At 46.8% G+C, this 2,016-nt stretch carries 2 protein-coding genes; both read left to right on the top strand.

The window, feature by feature from the left end:
- Positions 1–888: tyrosine-type recombinase/integrase (locus DVG78_RS29785; protein ID WP_199563320.1), on the top strand; the 888-nt coding region annotated here is incomplete at its 5' end.
- A complete protein-coding gene (locus DVG78_RS29780) occupies positions 867–1,982 on the top strand; it encodes an IS91 family transposase (protein WP_114464640.1) in 1,116 nt (371 codons plus the stop codon). The genes DVG78_RS29785 and DVG78_RS29780, both read left to right, overlap by 22 nt.
- The last annotated feature ends 34 nt before the right edge of the window (positions 1,983–2,016 follow it).

Here is a 2,016-nt window from a genome sequence, read left to right as displayed (position 1 = left end):
CCTGGCTTTGAGGCACTAATTCATCGCTTTGAGCGTAGTATTTCAGTGTTGGGTCGTAGCCCGAGCACATTCAAGAACTACTCGATGCACGTTGCGGCCATCGCACTGCATTATGGAAAAATCCCCACCGAACTTGACCAAGAGCAGGTTCATGAATATCTATTTATGCTCCAAAAGCGGAGCCAAACCCCTTCACAAACCTATTTCAAGCATACGGTTTATGGTCTTCGTTTCTTGCTCAAAACAGAAGGGCTTCCCTATAGTTATCTTCATTTGCCTGCGATAAAAAAGGCAAATAAACTGCCGGTGGTACTGAGTAAGCAGGAAGTTTGGGCAATGCTCAAAGCGTGTAGCTTACTCAAACACAAGGTGCTAATTGGTCTGTTGTATGGATGTGGTTTGCGCTGTTTGGAAGTTCGGAGTGTAAAATTGGCCGATTTAGACTTTGACCGTCGCCAGCTAAAAGTAGTGCAGGGTAAAGGTAAAAAAGACAGATACGTGCCTCTTAGTGAGCATCTTATTCGAGGGCTTAAGAGTTATATCTCAGCCGAAAGGCCCATCGAATACCTCTTTGGCGGTGTAAATATTGTAGACCGCGCGGGCGGTGATTTCGATTCTCGTTACAGCCAGAAAGGGGTACAATGGGCTGTGAAAGAGGCCAGTAAAAAAGCGGGTATATTGAAGGACGTCCACGTACATACCCTGCGCCATACTTGCGCCACCCATCTGCTGGAAGATGGCATGGATATAATCAGTGTCAAGAATTTTCTGGGACATGAAAGTATCGAGACCACTATGCTGTATCTTCATGTGGCTCAGTTGCAGACCAAACCCGTTTTCAGTCCTCTTGATACGCTGTTTTCGGAATGCAGTTTGTTTGGGAAGTAGCCCATGTGCTGTGTCGTTTGGGGGATGGCATTGAAGATTTGGGATTAAATGGTTGGCAAGTTCGCACCTTGCGAGCGATACAAGATTGTAGAACTTCCGTCATGGGCGGTCATGTAGATTCCTGTGATGCCTGCGGCCACATTGCTATCAGTTACAATTCATGCCGCAACCGCCACTGCCCTAAGTGTCAAGGCCACAAGCGAGAAGAATGGATACAGGCACGGGAAGCAGATTTATTGCCGGTACCGTATTTTCATGTGGTTTTTACGCTGCCTTCAGAGTTGAACCCATTGGCACTGCATCACCCCAAATTGGTTTATGATTCGTTGTTTGGGGCTGCTTGGCAGACCTTAGAAACATTTGGCAAGCAAAAGGGCTTGCAGATGGGTATGATTGCGGTGCTGCATACATGGGGTCAGAATCTGAGCTTACACCCACACCTGCACTGTATCGTACCTGGGGGTGGTGTGGATAAAAAAGGCAATTGGCACAACCTGCGATCCGATGGTAAGTTTTTGTTTTCAGTAAAAGCACTCAGTAAGGTGTTCAGAGCCAAGTATATAGGTGAGTTGAGCAAAAAACTGGAGATAGACAAAGCGACCAGAGAAGCACTTTTTAAGAAAAATTGGGTGGTGTATTCCAAGCGTCCTTTTGGCAGCCCTAAGTCAGTGGTTGAATATTTAGGCCGCTACACGCACAAAATTGCCATCAGCAACCATCGTATACAGCAGGTGGATGACGAATGTGTTAGGTTTTCTTACAAAGATTACCGCCAAAATGGCCTCAAGAAGTCCCTGACATTGAGCCATTCGGAGTTTACCCGTCGTTTTGCTGAGCATATTTTACCAAAGCGGTTTGTACGTATAAGGCATTATGGTGTACTTTCAAGCACATGGAAGAGGGCAAAGTTCAAGCAGTTACGGGAGTATTTTAAGCTCAAGCCCAAATCAACAGAGCCCCCAAGAACCTTTCTTAGGCGTTGCCGATGCTGCGGCGAAGGCAATTTAGTAACGATTGAGGTTTTCGGGCCACGAGGCCCGCCCGCCTCATACATAGGCATATGCCAAAGTGAAAGCAACGATCCCGTTAGCTAATGGGATGGGTAGGGGAGTTTATGCCCTGACCCTA

The organism is Runella aurantiaca (genome assembly GCF_003339505.1).
GTDB lineage: Bacteria > Bacteroidota > Bacteroidia > Cytophagales > Spirosomataceae > Runella > Runella aurantiaca.
Note: the sequence above shows the minus strand (reverse complement) of the source record. Positions and strands in the feature narration are given on the sequence as shown.